28 protein-coding genes are annotated in these 26,221 nt (G+C 68.5%); 16 read left to right on the top strand and 12 right to left on the bottom strand.

Going from position 1 to position 26,221, the window contains the following annotated elements:
• Positions 1–36: 36 nt before the first annotated feature.
• From NF4_RS05695 to NF4_RS05685, 3 genes are read right to left on the bottom strand one after another with little or no spacing between them, the layout of a single operon-like run.
• Positions 37–1,080, bottom strand: a complete 1,044-nt coding sequence (locus NF4_RS05695) for a UDP-glucuronic acid decarboxylase family protein (protein ID WP_084532877.1) — start codon at positions 1,078–1,080, stop codon at positions 37–39.
• Complete coding sequence (locus NF4_RS05690; protein WP_063126233.1) at positions 1,077–2,297, bottom strand: glycosyltransferase; 1,221 nt, start codon at positions 2,295–2,297, stop codon at positions 1,077–1,079. The genes NF4_RS05695 and NF4_RS05690 overlap by 4 nt, the downstream gene beginning before the upstream one ends.
• A gap of 30 nt (positions 2,298–2,327) precedes the next feature.
• Positions 2,328–3,305, bottom strand: a complete 978-nt coding sequence (locus tag NF4_RS05685; protein WP_063126232.1) for a glycosyltransferase — start codon at positions 3,303–3,305, stop codon at positions 2,328–2,330.
• 170 nt (positions 3,306–3,475) lie between these two features.
• Here NF4_RS05685 and NF4_RS05680 point away from each other — a divergent pair, with 170 nt between their 5' ends.
• The 4 genes from NF4_RS05680 to NF4_RS05665 are packed head-to-tail and all read left to right on the top strand — an operon-like array spanning position 3,476 to position 7,575.
• Positions 3,476–4,825, top strand: coding sequence for an aldehyde dehydrogenase family protein (locus tag NF4_RS05680; protein WP_232330330.1), 1,350 nt, complete (start codon positions 3,476–3,478; stop codon positions 4,823–4,825).
• Positions 4,826–4,830: 5 nt separating this feature from the next.
• On the top strand, positions 4,831–5,790 hold the full coding sequence (locus tag NF4_RS05675) for a polysaccharide pyruvyl transferase family protein (protein WP_232330329.1): 960 nt from the start codon (positions 4,831–4,833) through the stop codon (positions 5,788–5,790).
• Positions 5,787–6,674, top strand: a complete 888-nt coding sequence (locus tag NF4_RS05670) for a glycosyltransferase family 2 protein (RefSeq protein ID WP_063126230.1) — start codon at positions 5,787–5,789, stop codon at positions 6,672–6,674. Before NF4_RS05675 ends, NF4_RS05670 begins: the two co-directional genes overlap by 4 nt.
• A 4-nt stretch (positions 6,675–6,678) precedes the next feature.
• Complete coding sequence (locus tag NF4_RS05665; protein WP_063126229.1) at positions 6,679–7,575, top strand: glycosyltransferase family 2 protein; 897 nt, start codon at positions 6,679–6,681, stop codon at positions 7,573–7,575.
• A gap of 19 nt (positions 7,576–7,594) precedes the next feature.
• Here the strand turns inward: NF4_RS05665 and NF4_RS05660 are convergent, their stop codons facing one another.
• Positions 7,595–8,470 (bottom strand): SAM-dependent methyltransferase, encoded by an 876-nt coding sequence (locus NF4_RS05660; protein ID WP_232330328.1) that lies wholly within the window; start codon positions 8,468–8,470, stop codon positions 7,595–7,597.
• A gap of 179 nt (positions 8,471–8,649) precedes the next feature.
• Between NF4_RS05660 and NF4_RS05655 the strand changes: the two genes are divergently transcribed.
• Positions 8,650–9,297: an NUDIX domain-containing protein gene (locus tag NF4_RS05655; RefSeq protein ID WP_084532876.1), complete on the top strand. Its 648-nt coding sequence runs from the start codon at positions 8,650–8,652 to the stop codon at positions 9,295–9,297.
• On the opposite strand, the gene NF4_RS05650 is transcribed toward NF4_RS05655, so the two are convergent.
• Positions 9,245–10,759: a phosphatase PAP2 family protein gene (locus NF4_RS05650; RefSeq protein WP_063126227.1), complete on the bottom strand. Its 1,515-nt coding sequence runs from the start codon at positions 10,757–10,759 to the stop codon at positions 9,245–9,247. The genes NF4_RS05655 and NF4_RS05650 overlap by 53 nt on opposite strands.
• A 216-nt stretch (positions 10,760–10,975) precedes the next feature.
• Between NF4_RS05650 and NF4_RS37520 the strand changes: the two genes are divergently transcribed.
• Both NF4_RS37520 and NF4_RS05645 read left to right on the top strand, forming a co-directional pair.
• Positions 10,976–11,179 (top strand): hypothetical protein, encoded by a 204-nt coding sequence (locus tag NF4_RS37520; protein ID WP_157120007.1) that lies wholly within the window; start codon positions 10,976–10,978, stop codon positions 11,177–11,179.
• Between the two features lie 526 nt (positions 11,180–11,705).
• Positions 11,706–12,158, top strand: a complete 453-nt coding sequence (locus tag NF4_RS05645) for a CBS domain-containing protein (protein WP_063126226.1) — start codon at positions 11,706–11,708, stop codon at positions 12,156–12,158.
• Between the two features lie 35 nt (positions 12,159–12,193).
• Here NF4_RS05645 and NF4_RS39040 read toward each other — a convergent pair whose 3' ends face one another.
• Together NF4_RS39040 and NF4_RS39035 are read right to left on the bottom strand one after the other, a co-directional pair.
• The gene (locus tag NF4_RS39040; RefSeq protein WP_063126225.1) at positions 12,194–12,979 is read right to left on the bottom strand and encodes an adenylate/guanylate cyclase domain-containing protein; all 786 of its coding nucleotides are present in this window, start codon (positions 12,977–12,979) and stop codon (positions 12,194–12,196) included.
• Entirely contained in the window at positions 12,976–13,746 is a 771-nt protein-coding gene (locus NF4_RS39035; protein ID WP_063126224.1) for a MerR family transcriptional regulator, read from the bottom strand. The genes NF4_RS39040 and NF4_RS39035 overlap by 4 nt, the downstream gene beginning before the upstream one ends.
• Positions 13,747–13,977: 231 nt before the next feature.
• Here NF4_RS39035 and NF4_RS05630 point away from each other — a divergent pair, with 231 nt between their 5' ends.
• Positions 13,978–15,354: a PucR family transcriptional regulator gene (locus NF4_RS05630; protein ID WP_063126223.1), complete on the top strand. Its 1,377-nt coding sequence runs from the start codon at positions 13,978–13,980 to the stop codon at positions 15,352–15,354.
• A 129-nt stretch (positions 15,355–15,483) separates the two neighbouring features.
• On the opposite strand, the gene NF4_RS05625 is transcribed toward NF4_RS05630, so the two are convergent.
• Positions 15,484–16,365, bottom strand: coding sequence for an NAD(P)-dependent oxidoreductase (locus tag NF4_RS05625; protein ID WP_063126222.1), 882 nt, complete (start codon positions 16,363–16,365; stop codon positions 15,484–15,486).
• Positions 16,366–16,449: 84 nt separating this feature from the next.
• On the opposite strand from NF4_RS05625, the gene NF4_RS36060 reads away from it, so the two are divergent.
• Positions 16,450–16,851, top strand: coding sequence for an ArsR/SmtB family transcription factor (locus NF4_RS36060; RefSeq protein ID WP_063814508.1), 402 nt, complete (start codon positions 16,450–16,452; stop codon positions 16,849–16,851).
• A 30-nt stretch (positions 16,852–16,881) separates the two neighbouring features.
• A complete protein-coding gene (locus NF4_RS05615; RefSeq protein ID WP_084532893.1) occupies positions 16,882–17,349 on the top strand; it encodes an NUDIX hydrolase in 468 nt (155 codons plus the stop codon).
• 134 nt (positions 17,350–17,483) lie between these two features.
• On the opposite strand, the gene NF4_RS05610 is transcribed toward NF4_RS05615, so the two are convergent.
• The 3 genes from NF4_RS05610 to NF4_RS05600 all read right to left on the bottom strand — a co-directional run bounded on the left by NF4_RS05610 (position 17,484) and on the right by NF4_RS05600 (position 19,824).
• The gene (locus tag NF4_RS05610; protein WP_063126220.1) at positions 17,484–17,774 is read right to left on the bottom strand and encodes a maleylpyruvate isomerase N-terminal domain-containing protein; all 291 of its coding nucleotides are present in this window, start codon (positions 17,772–17,774) and stop codon (positions 17,484–17,486) included.
• A 121-nt stretch (positions 17,775–17,895) separates the two neighbouring features.
• Positions 17,896–18,642, bottom strand: a complete 747-nt coding sequence (locus NF4_RS05605) for a 5-formyltetrahydrofolate cyclo-ligase (protein WP_063126219.1) — start codon at positions 18,640–18,642, stop codon at positions 17,896–17,898.
• Positions 18,643–18,654: 12 nt separating this feature from the next.
• On the bottom strand, positions 18,655–19,824 hold the full coding sequence (locus NF4_RS05600; RefSeq protein WP_063126218.1) for a helix-turn-helix domain-containing protein: 1,170 nt from the start codon (positions 19,822–19,824) through the stop codon (positions 18,655–18,657).
• A 139-nt stretch (positions 19,825–19,963) separates the two neighbouring features.
• Between NF4_RS05600 and NF4_RS05595 the strand changes: the two genes are divergently transcribed.
• The 4 genes from NF4_RS05595 (at position 19,964) to NF4_RS37515 (ending at position 24,153) form a co-directional block, all read left to right on the top strand.
• Positions 19,964–20,911 carry an SAM-dependent methyltransferase gene (locus NF4_RS05595; RefSeq protein WP_232330327.1) on the top strand — a complete coding sequence of 316 codons (948 nt, stop codon included), beginning with the start codon at positions 19,964–19,966 and terminating at the stop codon, positions 20,909–20,911.
• Positions 20,912–20,991: 80 nt separating this feature from the next.
• A complete protein-coding gene (locus tag NF4_RS05590; protein ID WP_198165231.1) occupies positions 20,992–22,596 on the top strand; it encodes an FAD-dependent monooxygenase in 1,605 nt (534 codons plus the stop codon).
• A gap of 98 nt (positions 22,597–22,694) precedes the next feature.
• Complete coding sequence (locus NF4_RS05585) at positions 22,695–23,969, top strand: cytochrome P450 family protein (protein ID WP_063126215.1); 1,275 nt, start codon at positions 22,695–22,697, stop codon at positions 23,967–23,969.
• 10 nt (positions 23,970–23,979) lie between these two features.
• Positions 23,980–24,153 (top strand): hypothetical protein, encoded by a 174-nt coding sequence (locus tag NF4_RS37515; protein WP_157120005.1) that lies wholly within the window; start codon positions 23,980–23,982, stop codon positions 24,151–24,153.
• Here the strand turns inward: NF4_RS37515 and NF4_RS05580 are convergent, their stop codons facing one another.
• Positions 24,154–24,615 carry a hypothetical protein gene (locus NF4_RS05580; RefSeq protein ID WP_063126214.1) on the bottom strand — a complete coding sequence of 154 codons (462 nt, stop codon included), beginning with the start codon at positions 24,613–24,615 and terminating at the stop codon, positions 24,154–24,156.
• A gap of 224 nt (positions 24,616–24,839) precedes the next feature.
• Between NF4_RS05580 and NF4_RS05575 the strand changes: the two genes are divergently transcribed.
• Both NF4_RS05575 and NF4_RS05570 read left to right on the top strand, forming a co-directional pair.
• On the top strand, positions 24,840–25,223 hold the full coding sequence (locus NF4_RS05575; protein ID WP_063126213.1) for a hypothetical protein: 384 nt from the start codon (positions 24,840–24,842) through the stop codon (positions 25,221–25,223).
• Positions 25,224–25,312: 89 nt separating this feature from the next.
• A complete protein-coding gene (locus NF4_RS05570) occupies positions 25,313–26,173 on the top strand; it encodes an NAD(P)H-binding protein (protein ID WP_198165230.1) in 861 nt (286 codons plus the stop codon).
• The last annotated feature ends 48 nt before the right edge of the window (positions 26,174–26,221 follow it).

Below are 26,221 nucleotides of genomic sequence, written 5' to 3'. Positions count from 1 at the left end.
CTCCTCAGGGGATACGGGCTAGTACCACGAGGTCGTCTACGCGCTACCCGTGGAATTCACCGCCAAACCGGGCTGCCGTTTCGTTACCGGGCGCGGCGGACCACCCGGCGGTCCCGTCCGCCCGGCGAACCAGTCGATCGTGCGGCGCAGGCCGTCGGTCCGGTCGATGGTGGGCTGCCAGCCGAGAGCCTGCCGGGCCAGGGAGATATCCGGGCACCGGCGCTGTGGGTCGTCGGTCACCCCGTCCACGTATTCGAGCGTGGAGTGGCTCGCGGTCGCCGCGCGGATCTCCTCGGCCAGTGACCGGACCGAGAGTTCGCAGGGATTGCCGATATTGACCGGTCCGGGATGATCGGTGCGCGCCAGCGCCAGTAGTCCACGCACCGTGTCCTCGACGTAGCACAGCGACCGGGTCTGCTCGCCGGTGCCGGCCACGGTCAGCGGGACGCCGGCCAGCGCCTGGGCGATGAACGTGGGCACCATCCGGCCGTCGTCGGCGCGCATCCGGGGGCCGTAGGTGTTGAAGATCCGGGCGATTCCGGTGTTCACGCCGCGCTCCCGGCGGTACGCCATGGTCAATGCCTCGGCATACCGCTTCGCCTCGTCGTAGACGCTGCGCGGTCCGACCGGATTGACATGGCCCCAGTAGCCCTCGGGCTGTGGGTGGACACCTGGATCGCCGTACACCTCGCTCGTGGAGGCGAGGACGAACCGGGCGCCGGTGCGTTCGGCGAGATCGAGGGCGTTCGCGGTACCGAGCGAACCGGCTCGTAACGTCTCGATCGGTAGCCGCAGATAGTCGGGCGGCGAGGCGGCCGACGCGAGGTGGAAGACGATATCGAACCAGCCGAGGCCGGAGAACGATTCGGTCACATCGTGCTGCATGAGCGCGAAACCGGGCCGGTCCACCAGTCCGGCGATGTTTTCCGGCGCGGAGGTGGCGAAATTGTCGAGCGCGACCACGGACGCGCCCGCGTCGAGCAACTGTTCGCACAGATGCGAGCCGACGAAACCGGCGCCACCGGTCACCAGCACCCGCCGGTCGTGCCCGGCGCGGTGCCCGCTCACCCGCCCGCTCATCGGGCCTCTTCCCGGCCGGGTTCGGCGCCTACGGCCGCGTCGACCACCCGGCGGTACGCCCGCAGGGTCTCCGCGGTGATCCGGTCCCACGAATAGCGCGCCCGGACCCGCTCACGCCCGGCGCGCCCGAAGTTCGCCCTGGTCTCCGGCGCGTTCAGCAGGCCATCGATCGCGTCGGCCAGTTCGCCGGCTTCCCGGGGTGTCACCAGTCTGCCGGTGACGCCGTCCACGACAGTGTCGGTGAGCCCGCCCACCGCGGCGGCCACCACCGGCACCCCGCAGGCCATCGCTTCCAGCGGGGTGATGCCGAAAGGTTCGTACCACGGGGTGCACACGGCCACATCCGCCGATCTCAGCAGCGGTGCCATCTCCGTCCGCGGTACCTGGCCCAGCAGGTGCACTCGGTCGGCCACCCCCAGATCGTCGGCCAGCGCCGAGAGTCGTTGCGCTTCGGGGTCGTCGGCGAGTCGCCCGTCGTCGGGTCCGCCCACCAGCAGGAGTTCGGTGTCGCGCAGCCGCGCCACCGCGGTGATCGCGATATCGAAACCTTTGCGCGGCACCAGCCTGCCCACACTGACGATCCGATGCCGTGCCGACCTGGCGGCGCGCGGACCGTATGGGGTGAACCGCTCGAGGTCCACCCCGCACGGAATCACCGAGGTGCGGGTCCGCGGCAGTCCCATCCGGACCAGTTCGAACACCTCGTCGGTACAGGTGGCGATGACGCGGTCGGCCCGGTCGGCGATGCCCTGTTCCAGCTCCACCCGCGCCGGCGGACTGGTGTCGGCGGCGCCCTGGTATCGACGTTTGACCACGCCGAGCGCGTGAAAGGTCTGGAGCACCGGAACGCCGAGCGCGGGTGCGGCCGCGAGCGTCGCGAGACCGGACATCCAGAAGTGGGCGTGTGCCACATCGGGCGCCTCCCGCTGCCAGTCCTGCCGGAGGAACTCCCCGAATTCGTCCATGAACGGGAGCAGTTCGTCCTTCGGCAGTATCTCCGGCGGGCCGGCCGGCACCCGGGTCACGCGATACCCCTGTTCGGTCCGCACAGTGGTGGGTGCGGCGGCCTCTTCACGCCGGGTGTAGACGGTGACATCGTGTCCGCGCCGGGACATCCCGGTGGCGAGTTCGGCGACATGGACATTCTGGCCACCGGCGTCGACGCCGCCGAGCGCGGCCAGCGGGCTGGCGTGTTCGGATACCATCGCGATCTTCATGGGTCCGCCTTTCCGATCCGGCGTGCCTGCCTATGCGGTGATCTCGGCGAGCAGACCATCCCAGCGGCGCAGGAAGGCATCGAGACCGTAGTGCTCCAGTGCGTACTGCCGTCCCGATTTCCCGGCGAGCACCGCCAGGTCGGGTTCGTGCAGGTATTCGTCGAACCGCGCGGTGAGTACGGCGATATCGGTGGACAGGGCTCCCGCTTCCGGGGGGACGGCGCGGACCGCCTCGGTGGTCGCCAGGGCGACCACCGGCATCCCCAGATGCATGGCCTCGAGCAGGGACAAGCCGAGTGAGGTCCAGCGCGCGGTGTGCAGATAGACGCGCCGCCGCGCCATCGCCTGATGCAGAGCGGCCTGGTCGAGATCGGCGATACCCCGCACGGGGTGCGGGGTAGGGTTTTCGGTGGTGAATTCGGCGGCGCCGATCCCGTACAGATCGATCGGACCGGCCCGGGCGAAGGCCGGCAGCAGATCGGTTCCGGTGATCCGCCCACGCCGCAGCGGCTCGTTGATCAGGGCGACACCGTGTGGGATCTCCCCGGTGTACCGTGCGCCCGGATCGACGATGCCGTGGGGGACGACGCGTGTGGGCGCGCGGCCGTTGTCCCACATCAGGTCGTTGAAATGGGTGACGTGCACCAGCGGGATATCGGCGCGGTCGGCCAGTGGATGCCGGGTGGTGGCCGCGTGCGGGCGCGGTGTGTTGTGCTCGACGTACACCGCCGGGATATCGCTACCGGGGCGGCGGCCGAGCCGGCGTTCGACCAGGCCGAGCTCCTCGGGTCGCTGGAGCACCACGACATCGGGTTCGGTCTCGCGCAGCTCCCCGGCCGGGATCTCCTGGGCGGACGGCCATTCGCGCCCGCAGCGCCCGCGCCCCCACGGCCCGCCCTCGGCCAGCACCGGCAGCAGGTAGCGATGTCTTCCCCGGACGAACGAACTGGTCCACGAGCCGTGCACGTGCCACAGCAGGATGTCGAGCCGGTTCACCGTCTCCGCCATGCGCTGGCTCTTACCTGTTCGAGCAGGTTCAAACGCGACCGCGGTAAAGGGGCGATCTACCGGGCGGCTCGGCGTGGCGACTCGCCGAGCCGGGTTTGAACCGCCGGTGCGGGGCAAAGCGCGCCGGTATGAGCCGATCGAGCACAGTCACAGAACCCACGCGGACGCCGGTGACCGAGGCGATCGAGATCGTCGACCCCGCTACCGGCGCCCCCGTCGGCACGGTGCCCATCACCGACGCCGCCGAACGCGACAGGCAGATCGCCCTGGCCCGCCGGAGCCAACCCGGATGGGCGCGCACCCCGGTCACCGAACGCGCCGCGGCATTGCGGGCGGGCGCTGCCCTGCTGCGCGAATACGTCGCGGAACTCGCCGCGACCGCCGAGGCCGAAACCGGTCGCCCGCGCGCCGCGGGCGCCGAGGGCGTCGCGGCCGGCGCCGCGACCCTGGAGCAGTACGCCGAGCTGGGCCCGGTGCATCGCGGAAAGAGCCTGCAGGGCGATGTCGACGCGACCGACTTCATGGTGTGGGAGCCGCGCGGCGTCGTCGTCGCGCTGACGCCGTGGAACGATCCGGTCGCGGTGTCGTGCGGCCTGATCGGCGCCGCCCTGGTCACCGGCAATTCGGTGGTGTATAAGCCGAGCGAGCGGGCGCCGCACACCGGCGCGCTGCTGGGCGAACTGCTCGCCCGCGCGCTGCCCGAGGGCGTGCTGCAGACGGTGCAGGGTGACGGCGCCGTCGGTGCCGCGCTGGCCGCCCGGGCCGATGTGGATGTCGTCGCGCATGTCGGAAGTACCGCCACCGGACGGTCGATCGCGCGCAGCACCGCGGTGACCGGCGCGAAAGCATTGCTGGAGAACGGCGGTAACGACGCACTGCTGGTCGATGCCGGGGTGGACCCCGGCTGGGCCGCGGAGCAGGCCGCGCTCGGCGCGTTCGCGAACTCGGGCCAGATCTGTGTATCGGTCGAGCGGATCTTCGTCCACGAGGCGATCGCGCGGCCGTTTCTGGCCGCGCTGGCGGCGGCGGCCGAGTCCCGGACCCTGGCGCCGCTGGTCGACCGGCGCCATCGCGACCTCGTCCACGCCCAGGTGGACGAGGCGGTGGCCGCCGGAGCCGAGTGCGTGACGGGCGGTGTCGTGCCCGACGGCACCGGGGCGCACTATCCGGCCACGGTACTGGCCGGCTGCACACCGGATATGCGCATCATGCGCGAGGAGACCTTCGGCCCGGTCGCGCCGGTGCGGCAGGTCGAATCCTTCGACCGAGGACTCGTGGAAGCGGCCCGCGACGACTACGGGCTGGCCGCGACGGTGCTGACATCGTCGTTATCGCATGCCCAGCGTGCCTGGCGCGAACTTCCGGTGGGCACGGTGAAGATCAACGCGGTATTCGGTGGTGCGCCGGGCGGCGCGGCACACCCGCGCGGCGCCAGCGGTACGGGCTACGGATACGGGCCCGAACTGCTGGACGAGATGACGCAGACCAAGGTCGTCCACCTGAACTCCGCGCCGCGGTGAATTCGGTGGCCGCCGCCGCGCGAGACGCCCCCACAGCTCCGCCCGCCCCGCTCGGCCGGACGGAGTCCGCGCCGACCACACGGGTCCTGGTGACCGGCTGGTCCAGTTTCGTGCACGGTGAGGCGACGGCCGGGGATGTGCTGAGTATGCGCCATGTGAGCGAGATCCTCACCGCCGCCGGGATACCGCACGATACGGCGTGGAGTCCGCGGTTCCGGGCCGAGGCATTGCACCTGGACGACGCCGACGCCGGCCGCTATTCGCATCTCGTCTTCGTCTGTGGGCCCATCCACGGCGAACAGGTCCGTTCTCTGCACGAACGGTACGCGGACTGCCGGCGTATCGCGGTCGGGGTCACCGTCGTGGACCCGGCCGACGCGGCGGTCACCGGTTTCCACCGGGTGCTGGCCCGCGACGATCGCACCACCAGCCGGCCCGATCTCGCCGTGTCGGCGCGCACCGCCTGTGTCGCGGTGGCGGGCGTGGTTCTCGCGCCCGGACAGGCCGAATACGGTGCCGCGCGCCGGCATCGCCCGGTGCACGAGGCGCTCGGGCGCTGGCTGGCCGGCCTCGACTGCGCCCGGGTACCACTCGATACCCGGCTGGCGACCGACGACTGGCAGCACTGCGCCACCCCCGACCAGCTCGCCTCGGTTTTCGCCCGCCTCGACGCCGTCGTCACGACCCGGTTGCACGGTCTGGTGTTCGCGCTGCGCGCCGGGACCCCGGTGCTGGCGGTGGATCCCGTCGCGGGCGGCGGGAAGGTCACGGCCCAGGCGAGGGCGCTGGGCTGGCCCGCGTTGGTGGCCGCCGAACAAGTCGCGGATCCGGACACACTGGACCACTGGTGGACGTGGTGTCTGTCGCCTTCCGGGCGGGAAAGGGCGCGCCGGCAGAACCTGCCCACGACCGATGCGCTGACCGACGAACTGCTCGGTGAGTTGCTCGGGGAAGGACCGGTATGAACGCGCCCGGCGGCACCCCGAAGACCACGGTCGTGATCGCGACCCGCAATCGCGCCGCGGAGCTGACGCGTACCCTGACCGAGTTGTGCGCGCTGCGGCCGCAACCGCCGATCGTGGTGCTGGACAATGCCTCCGACGACGACACCACCGGACGAGCCCGGAGCTTCCCGGGGGTGAAGGTCATCCGGTTGCACCGCAATCTCGGCGCGGCGGCGCGCAACGTCGGCGTCGCCGTCGCCCGCACTCCGTATGTCGCGTTCAGCGACGACGATTCGTGGTGGGCCGGTGACGCGCTCACCGAAGCCGAACGGGTCCTCGACCGCTTCCCGCGACTCGGTCTGGTCGCGGGGCGCACGCTGGTGGGTGGCGACCACCGCGACGATCCGGTCAACGAGCGGATGGCGGCCAGCCCGCTGGGGCATCCCGCCGAGCTGCCCGGCCCCTCGGTGCTCGGCTTCCTGGCCTGCGCCGCGATCGTGCGGCGGGAAGCGTACCGGGAGGCCGCCGGGTTCAGCGCGCTGCTGCATTTCGGCGCCGAAGAGCGTTTGCTGGCAATGGATCTGGCGACCCACGGCTGGCATCTCTGCTATGTGCCCGCGGTGCGAGCCCACCACCACCCCTCCACGCACCGTCCCCCGCCGGCGTGGCGCCGCCGGGCCGAACAGCGCAACAACGCGTTGATCACCTGGATGCGGCGTCCGATCCGGCAGTGCGCGGCCGAAACCGTCCGGCTGCTCGGCCGGACCGCCTATGAACCCGGGGCGTTGCTCGCGGTCGCGGGAGTGATCCGCCGGCTGCCGTGGGCGCTGGCGCAGCGGCGCCGGCTACCGCCGGATGTGGAGAACCGGGCCAGAATCCTCGAACTCGCCGACGGAAGGAAATGAGCCGATGGCCACCGATCGGATGACGGTCGTCATCATCACCCGCGACCGGCGTACCCAGCTGCTGGAAACGCTGGCGCATATGACCACACTGCCCGACACGGCGCCGATCATCCTGGTCGACAACGCGTCCTCCGACGGCACCGCGGACGCGGTGGCTGCCCGGTTTCCCGAGGTCGAACTGATCCGCGCCACCGAGAATCTCGGTGCGGTGGCCCGCAATATCGCCGTCCAGCGGGTGCGCACACCCTATGTGGCGTTCTGCGACGACGATACGCAGTGGCAACCGGGCGCACTGACCCGCGCCGCGGACCTGCTCGACGAGTATCCGGGTCTGGGCTCGGTGACCGGTCGCTGTCTCGTCGAGCCCGACCTGCGCGAGGACCCGATCACCCCGGAGCTGCGTGATTCCCCGGTCTCCGGCCCGGACTGGCTACCGGGGCCGGCGCTGCTCGGCATCATGGCGGGTCTGTCCGCCTTCCGCGTCAGCGCCTTCACCGAGGTCGGTGGTTTCTCGCCGCGGCTGTGGTTCGGCGGGGAGGAGGAGCTGCTCGCACTGGATCTCGCGGCACACGGCTGGTGGATGTGCTGGATCCCGGACATGGTGATCCACCACGCCCCCTCCGGGAAAAGGGATTCGACGCGTCGCCGCGGCCTCGGGATCCGGAACACCCTGTGGACGTTGTGGTTGCGCCGCCCGGTGCGCAGTGCGGCCCGCCGGACCGCGGTGGTGCTCGGTTCCGCTCCGGCCGACCGGGCGACCGCCGCGGCCGTGCTGGAGACATTGCGCGGACTGCCCTGGGTGCTGCGGGAGCGCAAGGTCGTGCCGCCGTGCGTGGAAGAAGGTCTGGTCCGGCTGGAGGAGTCGCAGCGCCGGTCCCCGGCTCGCCGCTACGTGGGCTGAGGCCCGGGCGCCGCGGATCTCATCGGCCGACGAGCCGAAGGGGCTCGAGGTGGCGCCCCGGCTTGCGCCCGAGTCCGCCCAAGATGAGGTGCTCTTCGGGTGCCGCGGCGCGGACCGGCGGCCCTTGCGGCCACCAGTCGTCCAGTGCGGTCAGTCCCGGCTCCACCAGGTCCAGCGAGCCGAAGAGCGCACGGATGCGCTCCGGGCTGCGGTACCGTCCCGAGCCGAATACCTCCTGAACATGGGCCCGTTCGAGTTCCCGGGCCAGTTCGTGGAGTTCGGGGTGACCGGGGCCGGGATCGCAGTAATGCGTGATCGCCACGTACGAACCGGCCGGGAGCAGATCGATGTACCGGGCCACGATGCCCGCCGGATCGTCGTTGTCGGCGAGGTGGTGCAGGACCGCGCCCAGCAGGACCGCGACCGGCTGCCGCAGGTCCAGGTGACGGCCTGCCTTGTCCACTGTCGCCGCGGGATCGGTGAGGTCGCCGGGGAGGTAATGGGTGTTCTCGTTGCGCTCCAGCATCGCCCGGCCGTGGGCGACGCAGAGCGGGTCGTTGTCGATGTACACGAATGCCACGTCACCGCGCCCGCATTCCTGCGCGACGACATGGAGGGGATCGCGGGTGGGCAGTCCGGCGCCGAGATCCAGGAACTGCCGGACCCCGGCGCCCTCGGCCAGCGATCGCACGGCACGGGTCAGCCAGCGCCGGTTCGTGACGTGCACATCGCCTTGCCGGGGCGCTATTCGCCGGATCCGCTCGAAGGCCGAACGGTCCACCTCGTAGTTGTCCTTGCCGCCCAGGCTGTAGTCGTAGGCGCGGGGGATGCTGGGCCGGTCGGTGTCCGCGCCGACCGGCTGGACACCGAGCGAGAGGGCGGTATCGGTCATCATCGCGCCTCCATCACATACCGAACGGTCGCCCTCGAGGGCCCTTTCGAATGTAACACGGCAACACTATTTATGGTTGTGTTGCCAACGGCGGTCGATAATTACACCGTTGCCGACGTTCGCGCCCGACCCCATATCGTGGGTCTTGTCGCCGTGAACTCGGCCGCGCACAGTCGGACACCATGCCAACGAAAACAATTCCGCCCCGGTTCCGCACCGCGCCGACGATCATCCTCGCCGGGCAGCACCGAACCCGTCGTGGTGGCTCGGTGCTGCCGGAAGGACGTCAAACTGGAGAAGTGTCCATCAAAACGTTGTCTTCCAGGGTCGTCTACCGGAATCCGTGGTTGTCGCTGCGCGAGGACCGGATCGAGCGCGCGGACGGGTCGCCCGGGCTCTACTCGGTGATCGACAAACCCGATTTCGCGCTCGTCATCCCGTGGGAGGACGGCGGTTTCCACCTCGTGGAGCAGTACCGCTATCCCGTGCGGTCCCGGTCGTGGGAGTTCCCGTCCGGGGCCTTTCCCGAGGGTGTGACCGGCAGCCCGGAGGAACTGGCCGCGGCCGAACTCGCCGAGGAGACCGGATTCACGGCGGGCCGGCTGGAACAGCTCGGCCGGTTGCACTGCGCGAACGGAATGACCGGGGAGGGCTGTCACGTGTTCCTCGCCACCGAGTTGACGCCCGGCGAACCGAACCGCGAGCACACCGAACAGGATATGCGCCAGCAGTGGTTCCCCCGGTCGGAGGTGGAGGAGATGCTGCGTACCGGGGTGCTCACCGACGGGCCGTCCATGGCGGCCTACCTGCTGCTGAAACTTCGCTGGTAGCCGCCGCGCGGGCCGGCACCGGCCGGACGACCCACCAGGCGACGGTGGTCCATATCGATGCCAGCAGGACCGAGCCGAGGAGGTCGGTGGGGTGGTGCGCACCGGCATACAGTCGCTGTGCCGCGACCAGGGCGGGGATCAGGATCAGTGCGGCGGCGAGAAGCCGATACGGCCGGCGGTGCGTAGAACACCACAGCAGTGCGGCGGTGCCCGCGTAGAGAGTCAGGGATGCGGCGAGGTGCCCTGAGGGAAAGCTCGAGGTCGGCGGCAGTGCGGGGTCGAGCGGGGTCACCTGCGGGCGTGGGCGGTCGACGAGCGCGGAGGTGGTGAGGAACAGCGTGACCTCGCCCAGCAGCGCGACGCCGAGGAACAATACCGGTCGCCGGCTGCGCAGGACCGCCAGCGCGAGTACGGCGACGACGAGGGCGACGATGACGACCGCGGCGGTGTTGCCGATTTCGCCGAACACGTCGAGTAGGGAGGTCAGAGCGGGGCCGCGGTGCCCGGCCAGTGCGGCCACGACACTGTGATCCCAGCGGGCGACCGGGCCGCCGGTTCCGGCGACGCGTACCAGCTTGCCCATCCCGATGAGCAGTCCTACGAGCAGAACCCAGGCGACCGCGAGTTCGCCGAGCCCGCGCCAGGGGTGGGGCATGGTGGCGGCGTGCCGATCCGGGACCGGCCGCAGATCGTCTCGCTCGTCCGGCGCTACATCGCCGGGCAGTGGACCGGCGTCGCCGAGTCCGGCGTCGCCCCGCCAGCGGTGGAACGCGACGGTGATCGCGGCGAGCCACAATGACCCGAGCAGCCAGCCCGCGAGGACATCGGTGAGGTAGTGCACGCCCAGCGCTACCCGGCTGAGCCCGACAGCCGCCACGAGCAGGACCGCGCACCCGACGACCACGCGCCGGGCCCTCGTGTGCAGGACCGGGGCGAAAACCAGTAGGAGAATGCCGTAACACACCAGGGAACTCATGGCGTGACCGCTGGGGAAGCTCCACCCGTCCGTGCGGTAGACCGGAGTTTCCACCACCGGCCGTAGCCGCGCGACGAGCTCTTTGACGACGGGGTTGAGGATCAATCCGCCCGCGCCGGTGAGCGTCACGAGAACCGCCAGCCGCGGGAGACGGCGCAGGAGCAGCCACAGCACGCCCACGGCGAGTACTCCGACCAACGTGAGCGTCGCGCCGAGATCGGTGACGGCGAAGAGGATATCGCGCATGACCGGGTGTTCGGCGACGACTGCGGTCACCCGGTCGGCGACTGCTTGATCCGCGGTCTGCAACGGTTGCCACCGCACCCGGACCAGTGCCGTGAGTACTCCGAACCCGATCCCGGCGCCCACCGTCGCGAGCAACGCCGCGGCGCTCCGGACGGCGAACCGTTCGGCGGCCGCCCGGGGCCGGGCCGGGTCGCCGGGCTGTTCGACGCTTGTGACGGCCTCTCCGTCGCGCCGGTCCACAGACAACGCAACACCTCCTGCTGTTCGGGTGACGCCGCGTAGTCGTGCGGCCGACCACCGGGAACCATTCGTTCGGATGTAGTCGGTTGTCCAGGAGTTCCCCGAACCCGGCGCCGCAATCCGTTCGGTGCCGACACGGGTCTGCCGTGTGGGCGCGTCTGCTTCCGGCACACTGGAACATACGCGGGTCGGGACGTCACTCGGAAAGGAAGCATCGTGCGCAATGCTGTTCGCGGCGGAATTCTCGCCGCTTTTCTCCTGGCGGCTCCTCTTGCCACCGCGACGCCGTCTCCGGCCCTACCACTCGAGCAGCCCGGGGTGACGGAGCAGGAGAACCCCGCTGTGGAGACCGGGCTCGTCTGCACCATGCAGTATCCGCCGACCCTGCCCTGTTTCCTGGCGTCCCTGTCGGCCGGGTGAGGCGGCGGGCTGCTCAGGAGATGTCGATATCGGCGTAGACGGCGGCGTGGTCGGAGGCCACGTCCACCGTGCCGATCCCGGGTTCGGCGGGAGAGTCGTGCGTTCAGCTCGGTGAGGAATCTCTTACCCGGCCGTCGCGGGGGCCGTCCACAGCGGTATCGCGGCGACGGTGTGAGCAGGGCCGGGACAGGCGCGGGAAAGGAGCCGGGTCCGGCCCGGCGCATCGGTGGTCCGCGTTTCCGGGGGCCGCCCGGCGCGAGAACAACATCTTCGGAACATCTCTGGGAGACAGATGAAATTCGTGGTTTCGTGGACGTATCGTTGGAACGGCTCCGCAGCGGAGAACGAGGCGAGTATTCAGTGTGCCCGGCAAGTGTTCGGGAGCTGGTAGCCGGCGGACGGGGTGACCTATCACCAGGCGTTCCAGGAGGGCGCGGCCTTCCGGAGTCGACCGGGTGGCGCCGCGCCGGCACCGCCGGAGCGTGATGAGCGACAACAGGCAACGACCTCGAAACAAGGAGGAAGTATGACCACAGTGCGTGACATCATGCATCCGGGAGTGGTCAGCATCAGCGTGCGGGACACCATGGCCACCGCTGCCCAGCAGATGCGGCAGCGCGATGTGGGCGCTCTGCCGATCTGCGACGGCGAGGGGCGGCCGGTCGGGATCGTGACCGACCGGGACATCGTGGTGAACTGCGTGGCGCTCGGGCACAACCCGGCGACCTCCACCGCCGGAGAATTCGCCCAGGCCGACGAATTGCAGACGACGGCCGCCGATATCGACGTGGCCGACGCGCTGTCGATGATGCAGCGGTATCAGCTGCGGCGGCTGCCGGTGACCGAGGAAGGCCGCCTGATCGGGATCGTCACCGAGGCCGATATCGCGCGGCACCTGCCCGCGGCGACGACGGGCGAATTCGTCGAGCACGTCTGCGAGCAGCAGCTGCCGCTCCCGACGGAGCCCCCGGCGAACTGATCCGGCTCCTTCGCGCGGCCGGGCCCGGACGGGTTTCAATCCGCCGGGGCGACCGCATACAGGCGGTAGCTGCCGCGAAACCCTTTGAGTTCGGCTTCGCGGGCGGCGGCGACGGCGATACCCGGGGTAGCGGCCACGGCGTCGCGTACTTCCTCGCTGACCAGGATCTCGCCGCCGTGCGCCTGACCGGCGACCCGGGCGGCCATGGCCACATTCCGTCCGAAGAGGCCGTCGCCACGCCGCACCGATCTGCCCAGGTGGATACCGATACGTACGCGCACACCGCCCGCGCGCCCGGCGATGGTGCCGATCGCCGCCTGGACGTCGAGGCCGCACCGCACCGCCTGCTCGGCGTCGCCGAAGGCGATCATGAAGCCGTCTCCCTGGCTTTTCACGATATGACCGCCGCGTGCCGCGACCGATCTGCGGATCAGCCGATCGTGGCGGCCGAGCAGCGCGACCCAGGCCCGGTCACCCAGCCGCTCGTTGAGCGCGGTCGATCCCTCGATATCGGAGAAGGCGATCACGACATCGCCCTCGGCGGTCAGCCGCGCGAGATCTGGGCGTTCGACCTGTGCCCAGCCGGCCAGGTCCTCGATCGAGCTGAGTACCGCCGCGCGAAAACCTTTCGCGCGCACGAGGCTCGCGGTCTGCCAGACGGTCTTCACCGCCTCCCGCCCGCTGTTCATCAACAGCTGTCGCGTGTCCGGCTTGCGCTGGAGTTCGGCCACTTCGTGGCGGCTGCGCACCAGCAACCGCCACAGCACGATCAGGCCGGCGGCCTCCGCGACGACGGCCGCCGCCAGTACGTATTCGATCACGGGCGGGGTCCATCCGGCGGGAGGTCGGCGGCGGCCTCGCTGAGCTGCTGGGATACCTCGGGCAAGTCCGCGTGGATACGGCGGTCCATGGCGCGTGCCAGCAGTTCGTCCGCGACCAGGCGCACGGGCGGGCGGAGCCGGGCGAGGGCGTCGGCGAGTTGGTCGACCCGTTCCGGGGAGGGGTCCTCCAGTACCCGGCCGAGTAGGTGGGTCCGGAACTCCCGGACGAACGCGAAGGCCATCCGGTCGAACGCCGCCTCCAGTTCCCAGCTCAGCGCGAGTATCGAGCGCAGCGGAATTCCGGTGGCGACGAACGCGGTGGCGGCCTCGAGCAGCCGTCCGCTGGAGTAGACGAAGCGGTCCTCCTCCACACGCAGGTAGCCGAGCGCGATGGCTTCGGAAATGGCCTCCGGGGTGGCCTGGTCGCCGAAGCGGATCAGCATCTGCTCGAGGTCGATGGTGACCTCCTCGTCGCCCCATGCCTCCGCGGCCGCCGATTCGAATCCCAGCAGTTCGGAGACCCCGCCGCCGCGCTCGGCGCTGCTGAGCAGGTCGGCGATGCCTTCGAGGCTGTGGCCGCGGGCGAGCAGATCGGCGACGAGTCGGAGCCGCTCGAGGTGGGTGTGGTTGTAGTAGGCGTGGCGGCCCTGCCGCCGTGGCGCGTCGAGCAGGCCCCGCTCCTGGTAGTAGCGGATCGTCCGCACCGCGACACCGGCCGCTTCGGCCAGTTCCGCGACCCGGTATTCCTGTGTGGGCTGAGTCGTCATCGTCCTCCTGCGCACCGGTCCGCCAGCCGAATCACGGTTAACTCAACCACACTGTCTCAGTAGATGCTGATTCAAATAGGTAGTTGGTTCGAAACTGTCCCCGTCCACCGGGGCGAACACAGTGCGCGTTGTGGTACAGCTCACCGCCGGTTACAGTTTTTGCTGATATGGACGTGGGTTCGGGTGCTGTCGCCGGCTCCGGGCACGCGTCGGCAAAGGAGGTCGAGGTCGGTGCTGACGGGCAGCCCTTACGCAACTCGGGAACTGGAGATCGCCGGGATACCCGCGGTCGGGCATCTGCACCGTGGTCACCGATTGTCCCAGCAATTACTGGACCATCTGGCCCCTGACGAGGGCGGGGCCGAGCCGGCGGCGCTGATGCCGTGCGGAGTGGGGCGGCGTGACGCGGCCGAGGTGGTGGCCGGATGCCTGGACCTGGTGGCCGCGGCGCTACAGGACGGCGGCGTGGGGGAGGTGCCCGCACCACTGCACCGGAAGATCGAGGATTGGGCCGCGGAGGGCGTGGCACTGGAGGCGGTGCAGCATTCGATCCACCGCGGGTTCCGATTCGTGCTGGATCTGCTCGCCCGGCGGGCCCGGACCGCCGACGGTCCGGCGATGGTGGTCGTGGGTCAACGCCTGGGCGACGTACTCGATCGCGTCATCACCACCTTCACCCAGGCCTATCTGCGTGAGTTCCGGGCCCATACCGTCGCGCGCTACGCCGGTGCCGAGGCGCTGACCACCGCGCTGATCTCGGGTACGAGCACGGCGGGAACGGCGCGCGAGAGCGGTTTCCGGGAGGCGACGGCCTATGCGGTCCTGGCCTTGGACCTCACGGGCCCGGCGGGCGAGGCCGGCGACGACGGGCACGGCCCCGCGTACGCGCAGCGCCGGCTGCGCCGGGTGCGCGCCGAACTCGCCCGCGGCGGCGATATGCCGCTGGCCCGGCTCAGTGAAGCCGGTGGCACGGTCCTGCTTCCCGATCGGGCGCACGATGATCTCGCCGTCATCCGGTTGTTCGACGGGCTGCAGAGCGCGGTGCGCGGACCGCTGCTCGCCACCGTGGTCCACGCGCGGCACGACGACGTGCCCGACGCGACGCGCCGCGCGCACGAGTTGCTCGACCTCGCCCAGCGGCTGCGCCGGCCCGCCCGTCTGTACCGGTTGGCCGATCTGGCCGTGGAATACCAGATCAGCCGCCCCGGGCCCGCGCGTAAGCGGCTGGCGACAGTCCTGGAACCGCTGCTGCCCCATGCCGACCTACTGCATACCCTGGCCACGCATCTGGACAACGATCGCAACCGCCGGCGCACCGCCCGCGTACTGGGCATCCACGCCAACACCCTGGACTACCGGTTGCGGCGTATCGCCCGGTACACCGGTCTGGACCCCGCCAGCGCCGATGACCTGTGGCACCTCCGGGCCGCGCTGGTCGCCGGCGCCTACGAGACCGGCTCCGCCGGCACTCCGGTTGCGGCGGCGGACTTGGAAAGCCCGCAACCTACCGGCGAGGATTCCGATATCCGCCGCACGCCCGGGCAGCCGATCCAGAGTATCGATATCCCTCCGCGCACCCGCGTCCCCGCTTCCGCCCGGGGCCGGTGATGGAGTCCGGTCGTCCCGGCCCTGCGAGCGGTGGTCGCTCCGAGGGGCCGCGGCGACCGGACTACACGAAAGCTCCTGATGGGCGATCGGGTTCAGGTAGTCGTTCGGCGTCGAGGTCGGTGTGAACCCTCAGCGGTCCCCGGCGAGTACCGGGACAAGGCGGGCGAGCCCCTCGGCTCCGTGGCCCGCCGCCAGCGCGCGCTGGAAGACCTGGCCCGTGGCGTCGAGTACGCCGGTGTCGATGCCGTGGCGCGCGATCACTTCGCGGAGTGTGGTGAACGCGGTGTAGGCCGAGGAAATGGATGTGTCGTCGCCGGGATAGTGCCCGGCTTCGACCTGTGCGGCGGTTTGCGCCGCCATATCGGGCAGCAGTGAGACCACCGCGGGTGTGAACGGGGCGAGTTCGCTGCCTTTGATCCCTTCGGCCTCGGCGAGTGCGATGCCCAGGGCCACCCCGAAGTAGGAGAGCCAGAACACCGGCACCAGCGAGGCGTCGAACGCGGCCGCGCGCCCATGGTCCGCGCCCAGGTAGGTGCCCTTTTCGGCGAGTGTGCTCAGTGCCGGTTCCGCTGCGCGGTAACCGCTTTCGGAGCCCGAGTACAGCAGCACCGCGTCCGGTGTGCCGATGCCCTGCGGCACCGCCATGACGGCGCCGTCCACGTACTCGGCACCGTGGTGGCCGGCCCATTCGGCGCGCCTTCTCGACTGCTCGGGAGTCGAGGAGGTGAGGTTCACCAGCACCCGCCCGCGCAGCCGCGGACCCGCGTCGCGCAATGCCGCGCCCACCGCGTCGTCGTCGAGCAGCGAGACGACGACGAGGGGAGCGTCCGCGATGGCCGCGGCCGCCGAGGGCGCCCGGGTGGCACCGAGTTCGACCAGCGCATCGGCCTTCGCTCCGGTGCGGTTCCACACGACCGTCGGATGCCCCGCGGCCAGGAAGGTCTTCGCGATCGCCGAACCCATGAGTCCCAGCCCCAGGACCGCGACGGGTGTGCCTGCTTTGCCGGACATACTGCCTCCTGATTGTTTGAAAATTGTCCAACAATAATTGTTGTATGATTCTCAAACTGTCAAGAGCTGAGGGGAGGCGCGTTCGTGCCCGCCGAGTTGTCGCACCCGGATACCGCAGACCTCGAGCTGGCAGCGGTCATGCACGCGCTGTCCGACCCGATCCGGCTACAGCTGGTGGCCTGCCTGGCCGCCGACGAGGGCGAGAACTGCGGCGAACTCAGCCAGCACATCGAATTGCACAAGTCCACGCTCTCGCATCACTACCGGGTCCTGCGCGAAGCAGGTATCACCCGGACGACGGTCACCGGACGTACCAGGGTGATGCGCCTGCGCTACGCGGATCTGCAGGCCCGGTTCCCCGGATTGCTCGACGTGGTGTTCCGCGCCCTGGTCGATATCGTCGAGGACGATGCGCAGTGGACCGGTTCGCCCGAGGACCGCGCGAAACTGCTCGCGGCGCTGAAACGACCCGTGGCCTCGCACTGATCGGGGATGCATTCCGGCAGACTGCACGCCATGAAGTACAGCGCCGGAGTTCTGCTTTTTCGTCGTGAGCCGGAGGTACAAGTGCTGCTGGGGCATATGGGCGGGCCGCTGTGGGCGCGTAAGGATTCGGGGGCGTGGTCGATCCCCAAGGGTGAGTACGAGCCGGCGACCGAGGAGGCCCGTGCCGCCGCGGGCCGCGAATTCGACGAGGAGTTGGGCGTGCCGGTGCCCGACGGGGAGTGGATCGCGCTGGGTGAGGTGCGGTACGGCAGCGGGCGGAGCAAGAAGCAGGTCACGGTGTGGGCGGTCGAAGGCGAGCTCGATCCGGCTCGGGTGGTGCCGGGGACATTCGAGATGCAATGGCCGCCGCGATCGGGCGAGTACCGCGCTTTCCCCGAGGTCGATCGGGTCGAATGGTTCGATCTGACCACCGCGCACGACAAGCTGACCACCGGCCAGCGGCCATTGCTGCCCCGACTTGCCGACCGACTCCGCTGACGATCGTCGGCTCGGCAGTGGAGATTGCGGTACCGCTCGGTCCGCCTGGGTCTTGTTATAGCCGGGTATCGATTCAGGCGACCACGGCGAGCAGTGTCGTCGCCGACTCCGTCAGTTCCGGGTCACCACGCAGTTCAGCGCGCTGACGCCCCTCCTCGACGGTGATCCCGCGACTGGCCCCCGTTCACGCGCGCCAAGTAGGCCGGCAGGGTCTCGTCATCGGCGAACACGGCCCCGCCGTGCGCGTCGCGGTTGCCCGAGATCCGCCGCAGGTAGTCGTTGAGTATGTGCGCGGACACATCGGCCACACTCCAGCCGGGACATACCGTCGGCTTCTTCCAGTCGGCCGGGTCCAACGACCGGAGCAGCCCGAGCAGCAACTGCCTGTCACGCCGGAACAGCGGACGGGTATCGAGTGGAATCATGGTTGAGCAGTCAACCGTTCTCGCCGCCACCAGGCCACCGATTTTCGGGGCTGCCAGACAGGACGTCTCCCCGCGAGGCTTTACGACTCTCGCATTCCTGCGCGGTTGATGGAAGAAGGCGTCAACGTTGTGATGGATTTCCTTTGGATTTCGAACGCTGTTTCAGCCTCGCATCCAGGACAGGAATCGATGCGATCTGATGCTGCTGCAACTCGTCCCAGACCAAACCGTGGGGACGGCGCGGGGGACGACATTCTATGACCTCATCGGCCGTGACAATCAGGTCGACACTGAAGTCGTGGCCGGTTTCGGGAAGATCCTCGTCGACGACCTGCAGCGGGTGCACTGTAGTGACGATGGTGGTTCTCGGGCCGATCAAGTTAGCTTCTTGCAGGAGCGCCACCTCGATATCGGAGTAACCGGCACCCTTTCCGAGCCGCACCCCGCGCCGGTTCACGGCGACGCTGCCGCAGATGATCAAGTCGACCGGCTGCATGTCCTCGACACCGATCTTGGGGGCGACGAAGGCTGCTACCGCGCTCGACGCCGCCTCGTCCGCAGGCACTGTCAGGTTCTGCGGATCCAGGAGGTAAAAGGGCAGTGGCTCGGCCAGCTTGGGCACCGCCATGTAGACCAGTTTGCCCTCGGCCAGGGCTCGGACCCGGACTGGGAGTTGCGCTGTGTCCGGTACCGCTTTCACTACTCGCGCCCCCTTCCACACGGGCAACTCGGCCAAGCGGTTTGCGGCAGCCTCGGCCCCGAAAAAGCTCGGTATGTAACCGTGCACACCCGGCGGCGCCGCCTGCTCTTGCTCCAACAGTGCCCACATACGCTCCCGAATGGCGTACTTGGTTCGTGTGCTGTCCATATCTTCAATCCTTCACGCCGAGACCATCAGCCCGAGTAGCCGATCGCACACTTCCTGTACTTCGGCGACGTTCCGCCATGGGCGAAGGCTTTGCGCGGCGCCAAAAACAACGTTCATGCCGCCACCTCCTCGGGTGGTCTCCACGACGTCTATCGCTTTGTGCAGAGCGGCGGCTGCCTCCTCGATTTTCTGTTGTCGGATATAGGCCACTGCCAGGTTGCCCAGCACGATGGCTTGGGATTTCGACTGATCTTGCAGCCTTTTGGCGGTGGACTCGAGGATCGGCTGGGCGCGTTTGGCGTCCTCGAGGAACAGGTAGCACGAGCCGGCCAAGCGACCGTGCTGAGTGGGTGAGAACAGGTCCATTGCGGCATCGGTCATGCTGATCTGCTCGAAATGCGTTTCGGCATCGGCCAAGGACCGCTCACAGTCCTGCCGCTGCCCGATCATGGCGTACGCCTCCGCGGCGTGGAGAACGCCCAGTCCGGCCAGCACGTGGCTGGTTCGGTCGGTGACCTGCGCTGCCCGCAGTGCCAGGTCGAGTCCGGTGCGCGGGTCCTTCTTTTCGCCGTACAGGGCGACGAAGCTCATGCGGAGCAACGCCAGCCCTTCCGCATCAGCGTCGTGTAGTTGTCGGGCGACTGCAATTGCTTGGTTGAAGTACATGCAGGCGGTGCTGTGGTCGCGGCGCTGGGAAGCGTCCCAGAGGAGTTGGCCCATGAGCGTCGCCGCTTCTACCTCGATCGCATACAGCTCGCGCCGGACACGGTTGGTGGCAGCATGCGCCCGAAGGAACGACACTTGGCCCAGACATTGACCGGTGTCTGCCAGCAGCGTGGTGGAGGCAACCTTGTCGTAGCGCTGGTCGAGCTTCTGCACGCGCTCGCGCAGGCTCGCCGCAGCATGGAGATCGACACCGGCGGGATGATCCAAGGCGTAACGCAGCGGCCCGTCCACGGGCATACCATCTTCTTCTGATTCTGTGAGCAGCTCATCGAGTTCGTCGACGGATACGCGAAGTACACGGGCGAGTTCAGGGCGTAACCACGGCAGCGGCTCGTTCTCTCCCGCCTCCCAACGGGCGACAGTAGAACGGTCGACCCGCAGTCGTTCTGCGAATCGTTCCTGGCTGAAGCCAACGGCTCTGCGACGCTGCGCGAAGCGCTTTCGTCGTACACCCATGCCATGTCCCCTGCTGATCTTCGAACAGTGAATACGCTGGTCAGAACGCTACGTGCGACAACCTCGAGACAGCATTGCAGCGATCTTGCTCTGGTCCGGGCCCACCTGTCGCCGGTTGCATTGAGGCTACGGCGCTCGCATGCCCACCAGCAACGGCGGCAGCGACGCCATATCGATCGGCTACCCCATTCGACCAGCGCCACTTTGGAGGTCAGACCTCATGTCCCGAACCATCCGCGTACCTGAGACGGGCGCTCGTGCCCCGGTCGGCGCGGATACAACTCGAGCGAGTGTCGCCCGGGTCTACGACTACAGCTTGGGCGGTAAAGACAACTACGACGTCGATCGCGCGGCTTTTGAACGAGTCGTGGCGGTCGCACCGCAGCAGCGCGAAGTATCACGGATGAACCGGGACTGGCTGTATCGAGTTGTGCGCTACCTGGCCGGGCAGGCCGGGATCGATCAATTCCTGGATGTTGGCGCCGGGCTTCCGACTGTGGTCAACACCCATGAGGTCGCCCAGCTGGGAAATCGGAGAGTCCGCGTCGTCTACGTAGACAACGACCCTCTGTGCGCTGCGCATGGTCGAGCGATGTTGGCACAAAACGCATCTACCCATTTCGTATGCGGCGATCTGCTGGAAAAGGGCACGCTTCTGGAGAACAGAGAGGTGCTCGGCTACCTCGAGCTGGATCGGCCGGTCGGCCTGATCGTGTGCGGGCTGCTGCACCACCTGCATGCTGCTCTCGATCCGGCCGGGGTGATGCGCGAATACATCGAGCGGCTTCCCCGGGGGTCCTATGTGGCGATCAGCCATTTCTGGGATCCCGCCGAAGAAGATCCGGAACTCCACCGTCTCGCGGTGCGGTTGCAGCGAGCGTTCGTCGAGTGTGGTTTGGGGTCGGGCTGGTATCGAACCCGTGAACAGATCTGCGCCTATTTCTGTGGGTTGAAATTACTGGAGCCGGGTTTGGTACGCCTGGATGACTGGTGGCCGTCCGGTCCGGCCTTGCAGGCTCGTCCGCCGGAGGCTCTGATGCTGGGCGGGCTCGCCTACAAACCCACTTCTGTGCTGTCGCTGCGGTAGCCGCGACAGCGTTTCGCATGCGTGTCGCAGGGGGACACGCGATTCCTTCTCCATTTCGAGCTATTGGAGGGCGTTGCGCCATGCCATTTTCGTCTGCTTCTCATCTCGGTGTCCTGATCGTCGGCGCGGGCCCGAGCGGCCTGACCCTCGGTATCGAATTATTGCGCCGCGGCGTGGACTGCCGTGTGATCGACAAACTCTGCGCACCGGTCACGACATCACGGTCGTTCACCGTGCACGCTCGTACTCTCGAGCTGTTGGAGCTGGCCGGGGTGGTCGAGGAGTTCCAGGACCGAGGGTTGCGCGGGGAGTGGATGGACTACCACTTCACCGGCGCCGAGGAGAAGGTGCGGCTGGATTTCACCGGCCTCGACAGCCACTACCCGTATTACCGGATCATCAGCCAGCGCGACACCGAGGAAATCCTGCGCCGCTGCTTTACGAGGTTGGGTGGGGTCATCGACTGGCACACCGAACTGGTCTCGGCCACCGTCCATCACGACGGCGAGGTGACCGCCACGTTGCGGGATACGGTCACCGGCGCGATGGAGACGGTGTGGCCGGATTGGCTGATCGGCTGCGATGGCGTGCACGGTACCGTCGCCGCCTCTCTGGGCGCCGAAGTCAGCCGCGCCGAATACGCCGACACGGTGATGCGGATGATGGACGTGCGGTTGCAGGGTTGCGCGGTCGAGGTCGGCGGTGTCGATTACCGGATCGCGCTGGACCACATGCTGTTGACCACCGCGCTGCCGGGCGGTGCGTGGCGCGTCCTGATCAGCGAGAAGAGTGACGGCCGCGACGCCGACACCTCCGTGGAGGCGTTCGGGAAAGTCCTCGATGCGCATTTCGCGGGCACTATCGAGGTGGGGGAGCCGGAGTGGACGTCGGTGTTCCGGACGCGGCGACGAATTACCTCGCGATACCGCAACGGCCGGGTCCTGGTGTGTGGGGATGCCGGTCACGAGCGTTCGCCGGCGGGCGGGCAGGGGAAGAACACGTCGATGCAGGATGCGTTCAACCTCGGCTGGAAGCTGGCGGCGGTGGTGAAGGGCGAAGCCGCCGAAACCCTGCTCGATACCTATGAGGCGGAGCGGCGACCGATCGCCGAACAGGTCATCGCGGGCACCCATGAACTGCATTCGGTGCTGATGAACCACGGCATCCCGATCGCCGAGCGCCTGGCCATCGCCTGCGCGCCCGGCTTCACCGAACGCGCGGTGGCCCGGATCTCCGGCATCGCCTACCGCTACGAGAGCGCGGCCGGCACCGCGACATCGCCACACCGGCCGTTGGACGGCCCGGCCGCCGGCGGCCGGGCCCCCGACGTCGAAATCAGCCCGCACCTGCGGTTGCATCAGCTGCTACAGCACCCCGGGTACACCCTGCTGGTGCTCCATCGCGAACCCCCGGCGGCCGCGGACATCTCGAAGCTGATAACCCGTACCCGCCAGTTGTTCAGGACTCGGATCGAACCGGTTGTCATCACGCCACCCGGCCACCACGCCCCCGCCCCGGACGGTGCCCTCACCGCTGACAGCCGCCGGGTCCACACCCTGTACGGCACACCCGGTGGCGACGCCCTGTGCCTGATCCGGCCCGACGGCTACATCAGCCGACGCTGCCGGTTGAGCGAACAGGACGCTTTGCTGGCCTCGTTCTCGAGCGATCTCGGCTTGATCTGACACACCTCGGCTCCCTGCCCAGGGACGCGGGCCGGTCGTCAGCATGCCCGGGCAGCGGTTCCGCGCCCGGGCCCCCGACATCTCTGAAAGAAACCGCCATGTCTTCATCACCACCTTCGATCTCGTTCCCCGCCACGGGACCGGCAGGTCGCTGCCCGGTCACGCATGTCTCGCCGTCGGACACCTCCGGACCGCGCGTGCCCCTGTACACCCCGGAATTCGCCGCCGACCCGCACCACGCGTACCGCACCATGCGACAGCGATTCGGCGACCTGGCACCGGTCGAACTCGCGCCCGGAGTACCGGCCACGCTGGTGCTCGGATACGAGACAGCTGTACGCATCCTGCACGATTCCGAGCATTTCCCCGCCGACCCCCGCACCTGGCAGGACACCGTGCCCGTCGACTCACCGGTATTGCCGATGATGCGCTGGCTCCCGGCCGCGCGGTACAGCACCGGGGTCGCCCACGACCGCTACCGAAAAGCCTCGAAAAGCAGTATCGACGCCGTCGACGGCCACGAATTGCGGTCCACTGTGGCACGGTCGGCGACCTCGCTGATCAACGGCTTCTGCCGGTCCGGGACCGCGGACCTGGTCACCGACTACGCCCGCCCACTGGTTTTCGCGGTCCTGAACCGGATCATGGGCTGTGCGCCCGAGATAGGGGAGCGTGTGACGGCGGGGATGGCCGCCCGCTTCGATACCGTCGGTGCCACGGAGGGGATGCGGCTGGTACATACCGCGCTGAGTGAACTGATCGCGGCCAAGCGCGCCCACCCCGGCGACGACGCCACCTCACGCCTGCTCGCCCACCCCCACCGGCTCGACGACACCGAAGTCCTCGCGCAACTGATGAGCTTCTACGGAGCAGGCGGCGAAGCCCAGTCCAACCTGATCACCAACACGGTCCTACTCATGCTCACCGACGACCGCTTCGGCGGCGGCCTGATCAGCGGCAGCCTCTCCACCCGCGACGCACTCGACGACGTACTGTTCAACGACCCACCGATGGCCAACTTCTGCACCACCTACCCCCGAACCCCCGTGCTGGTCGGCGATACCTGGCTACCGGCGCACCGGCCGGTGCTGATCAGCCTCACCGCCGCGAACACCGACCCCGCCGTCTCCGGTCGCGACCGGACCGGAAACCGCTCCCACCTGGCCTGGAGCACGGGACCGCACAGCTGCCCCGCCCGGTCGATCGCCTACCTCATCGTCCAAGACGCAATCGACCATCTCCTGGACGCACTCCCCGATATGGAACTCGCGTGTCCGGTCACGGACTTGCGGTGGCGTCCCGGACCTTTCCACCGGGCCTTGACCGCCCTTCCGGTCACCTTCCGGCCCGCCCCACCGCTGATCCTCCCGTAGACGGCCGGAGATGATCACGAACTCGCTGGCCGCCCACCAACTCATCACTCTCTACCACATGAATTACACCCAGCGGCAGATGAACTCGCCTACCGGCCGGACATCGGGGGAGACGTCGGAGCCGCCCGCAACGAGGCGGCAGGCGCAGGTACCGCCGCCGGGCATCGCGCGGCCGCCCCCGTGATCACTCGGTGGACAGCTGTTGCGCCAGTTGCTCCAGACCACCCCTGATTAGCTGCCCGTAATCGTCGTCGCCGAGCGCGCCGATCGTCTCTCGCGCCCGCTGGAGATGCTCCCGGGCACGGTCGAGATGGCCCAGCTTGCGATAGCACTCGCCCACATTGAGGTGCAACGATGGATACAAGCCGGTCACCGAGAGCGTTACCCCGGCCTCCGCCACCCGCTCGGCGGTGACCAGATCGGCGGCGGCGAGCGCACGCAGGTCCCAGGTCAGTTCCTGGCGCACATCGTTCTGCACATCGGCCATCGCGTGGGCCAGGACGCAGATGTGCAGGGGGTCGCCCTGCTCGCCGCCGATATCGTCCCAGATCTGCGCGAACATCTCATGCGCGGCCGCACGCTGCCCCTGGTGATGGTGCAGCGTCACCGCCTCGCCGATCCGGGTGAGAGTAGGGTCGGTGATCATCGGCGGGTTCCTTCATCGGATCGGCTCCGGGTGGGTCACCCCGGATCGTAGCGATGCGCACGAATCCTCGCGACCGGCAGCGTTGCCTCGTGAACGCCACTGGCACAGCAGAATACGGCTGGACGCGCAGTATTTTGCGTACGTACCCTCGTGGCAGGTACTCCGGCGGCGGGCCGGGCCGTTGCGGAGCGATGAGGTGTAATCGGTTCATGGCATGGCCGCGAATGGTGTGGTTGGTCCTGGCTGCCGCGACCGCTGTATGGGGTGGTGTGTTCGTTGCCGCCGAGCCGCTGTACCAAATCTCTTCGTGCGAAGTCGTGAATATGGATGCCGCGTGTGGTCGTTCTGTGTTCGCCCACTACGGCGCCGGGCTGGGCGTGCTGCTGGCGGTGCCGGTAGTTCTCTGCGCGACGCCCGCCATACCCGCGTTGCGGGGGTGTTCGTGGCTGGTCGCCGTGATGATTCTGCTGGTTTCGCTGCTGGCGCTACCAGCGACGGACTCGATGTTCGGAGTGCTGGTCTACTACGTGCCTGTGGGCGTCGCTGCTCTGGTGGTGGCGGGTTTTCAAGGTTGGTACGAACGCCGCCAGGGCATGAATCGATCATGAGTGCGCACGACGATGCACGGGTCCGGCCGGTCGGGTGATCGGTCATTTCTTGACCTATATAAAGGTTGAGGTTCTAGCGTGGCGTCCAGTTGATCACCACACGAGAGGACATGCTCATGATTCTGGTCACGGGAGCCACCGGGAACATCGGACGTTCGTTGCTGAAGGAGTTGCGCGCGTTCGGCTCCGGGCCGATCAGGGCACTCACCCGTGACGCCGCTGGAGCCGCCTTTCCGGCCGGCGTCGAGGCAATCGAGGGCGATCTGGCCGATCTCTCCGCACTGACGGCCGCGCTGGACGGGGTGCTGTCGATGTTCCTCATGCCGCGACTCGGACCGGATGCCGAGATCATCGACCTCGCTCGCCGGGCCGGTGTCGAGCATGTGGTGCTGGTGTCGTCGATCACCGTGGAGACCCATCCCCACCTCGGTCCCGCTGCCGACAACGCGGCGGTCGAGAAGCTCCTCGAGGCCAGTGGAATGGATTGGACGATCCTGCGGCCGACGCAGTTCGCATCCAATGCCCTGATGTGGGCATCGACTATTCAAGCGCGTCAGCCCGTTCAGGCGCCCTATGCCGACATCGGGCTCCCCACGATTCACCCCGCTGACATTGCGTCGGTGGTCCGGGTCGCGCTGACCGAGCCCGGCCACCGGGGGCAACGGTATGCACTGACCGGCCCCGCATCGGTCAGTGCGCGTCAGCAGGTCGGAACCATCGCCGGGCTGCTGAATCGGGACATCGAGTTCACCGAGATCGCCCGGGAGGATGCCCGGCCGAGCATGGTCACGGTCTTCGGCGAAGAAGCCGCCGACGCAGTCCTGGACGTGACCGGCGGCGACGTCAACGACGCTCTGCTGCAGGTGCGCGACACGGTCCCACGGGTGACGGGATCAGTGGCCAGGACCTTCGCGCAATGGGCCGAGGAGAACGTCGAGGCTTTCCGGTGAGGTGCCGGTAGCCGGTTCTGGTATCGGCCCTGCCGGTTGGGTTGACTG

The sequence above is a fragment of the Nocardia fusca NBRC 14340 genome, from assembly GCF_001618425.1.
Classification (GTDB): domain Bacteria; phylum Actinomycetota; class Actinomycetes; order Mycobacteriales; family Mycobacteriaceae; genus Nocardia; species Nocardia fusca.
This window is presented reverse-complemented; position numbering and strand designations above follow the sequence as displayed.

Excerpts from the sequence above, each read along its gene's own strand:
- NF4_RS05695 (WP_084532877.1), bottom strand. The coding sequence starts at position 1,080 with ATGAGCGGGCGGGTGAGCGGGCACCGCGCCGGGCACGACCGGCGGGTG.
- NF4_RS05690 (WP_063126233.1), bottom strand. The coding sequence starts at position 2,297 with ATGAAGATCGCGATGGTATCCGAACACGCCAGCCCGCTGGCCGCGCTC.
- NF4_RS05685 (WP_063126232.1), bottom strand. The coding sequence starts at position 3,305 with ATGGCGGAGACGGTGAACCGGCTCGACATCCTGCTGTGGCACGTGCAC.
- NF4_RS05670 (WP_063126230.1), top strand. The coding sequence starts at position 5,787 with ATGAACGCGCCCGGCGGCACCCCGAAGACCACGGTCGTGATCGCGACC.
- NF4_RS05665 (WP_063126229.1), top strand. The coding sequence starts at position 6,679 with ATGGCCACCGATCGGATGACGGTCGTCATCATCACCCGCGACCGGCGT.
- NF4_RS05660 (WP_232330328.1), bottom strand. The coding sequence starts at position 8,470 with ATGATGACCGATACCGCCCTCTCGCTCGGTGTCCAGCCGGTCGGCGCG.
- NF4_RS05655 (WP_084532876.1), top strand. The coding sequence starts at position 8,650 with ATGCCAACGAAAACAATTCCGCCCCGGTTCCGCACCGCGCCGACGATC.
- NF4_RS05645 (WP_063126226.1), top strand. The coding sequence starts at position 11,706 with ATGACCACAGTGCGTGACATCATGCATCCGGGAGTGGTCAGCATCAGC.
- NF4_RS39035 (WP_063126224.1), bottom strand. The coding sequence starts at position 13,746 with ATGACGACTCAGCCCACACAGGAATACCGGGTCGCGGAACTGGCCGAA.
- NF4_RS05625 (WP_063126222.1), bottom strand. The coding sequence starts at position 16,365 with ATGTCCGGCAAAGCAGGCACACCCGTCGCGGTCCTGGGGCTGGGACTC.
- NF4_RS05615 (WP_084532893.1), top strand. The coding sequence starts at position 16,882 with ATGAAGTACAGCGCCGGAGTTCTGCTTTTTCGTCGTGAGCCGGAGGTA.
- NF4_RS05610 (WP_063126220.1), bottom strand. The coding sequence starts at position 17,774 with ATGATTCCACTCGATACCCGTCCGCTGTTCCGGCGTGACAGGCAGTTG.
- NF4_RS05605 (WP_063126219.1), bottom strand. The coding sequence starts at position 18,642 with ATGGACAGCACACGAACCAAGTACGCCATTCGGGAGCGTATGTGGGCA.
- NF4_RS05600 (WP_063126218.1), bottom strand. The coding sequence starts at position 19,824 with ATGGGTGTACGACGAAAGCGCTTCGCGCAGCGTCGCAGAGCCGTTGGC.
- NF4_RS05595 (WP_232330327.1), top strand. The coding sequence starts at position 19,964 with ATGCCCACCAGCAACGGCGGCAGCGACGCCATATCGATCGGCTACCCC.
- NF4_RS05590 (WP_198165231.1), top strand. The coding sequence starts at position 20,992 with ATGCCATTTTCGTCTGCTTCTCATCTCGGTGTCCTGATCGTCGGCGCG.
- NF4_RS05585 (WP_063126215.1), top strand. The coding sequence starts at position 22,695 with ATGTCTTCATCACCACCTTCGATCTCGTTCCCCGCCACGGGACCGGCA.
- NF4_RS37515 (WP_157120005.1), top strand. The coding sequence starts at position 23,980 with ATGATCACGAACTCGCTGGCCGCCCACCAACTCATCACTCTCTACCAC.
- NF4_RS05580 (WP_063126214.1), bottom strand. The coding sequence starts at position 24,615 with ATGATCACCGACCCTACTCTCACCCGGATCGGCGAGGCGGTGACGCTG.
- NF4_RS05575 (WP_063126213.1), top strand. The coding sequence starts at position 24,840 with ATGGTGTGGTTGGTCCTGGCTGCCGCGACCGCTGTATGGGGTGGTGTG.